This window comes from Klebsiella sp. HMSC16A12 (genome assembly GCF_001808265.1).
In the GTDB taxonomy this organism is placed as follows: domain Bacteria; phylum Pseudomonadota; class Gammaproteobacteria; order Enterobacterales; family Enterobacteriaceae; genus Klebsiella; species Klebsiella pneumoniae.
Map to the genome: position 1 here is coordinate 1 of NZ_KV792603.1, position 581 is coordinate 581.

General features: G+C 63.5%; 1 protein-coding gene. It reads left to right on the forward strand.

Annotated features, from left to right (window positions below):
• Positions 1-570, forward strand: a 570-nt coding sequence (locus HMPREF3140_RS10835; RefSeq protein ID WP_038808728.1) for an amino acid ABC transporter ATP-binding protein, incomplete at its 5' end; no start/stop codon positions are given.
• Positions 571-581 lie beyond the last annotated feature (11 nt).

The following is a 581-nucleotide window of genomic DNA, read 5'->3' on the forward strand; positions in this document are numbered from 1 at the left end:
ACGGTCAGCGAAGGCGAGGTGGTGGTTAACGGCTTTGCCGCCCACGACCGGACCACCGACCTCAACAAGATGCGCGAAAGCGTCGGCATGGTGTTCCAGCGCTTTAACCTGTTCCCGCACATGACGGTGCTGGAAAACCTGATCATGGCGCCGATGAATCTGCGCAATATGCCGCGCCAGCAGGCGGTCGACCTGGCGGAAGCCTTGCTGGCGAAGGTGGGCTTAAGCGATAAGCGCGACGCCTGGCCCTCGAGCCTGTCCGGCGGCCAGCAGCAGCGGGTAGCCATCGCCCGCGCACTGGCGATGAAGCCGTCGATAATGCTGTTCGATGAGCCCACTTCGGCGCTGGACCCGGAGCTGGTGGGCGACGTGCTGGAGGTGATGAAAAACCTCGCCAGCGAGGGGATGACCATGGTGATCGTGACCCACGAAATGGGTTTTGCCCGCGAAGTGGCCGACCGGGTGATCTTCATCGACCAGGGCGTGATTCAGGAAGAGGGCAAGCCGGGGCAGATCTTTAGCGCGCCGACCAACCCACGCACCGCCGCGTTCCTCAGCAAGGTGCTGTAAACCGGGCGGGC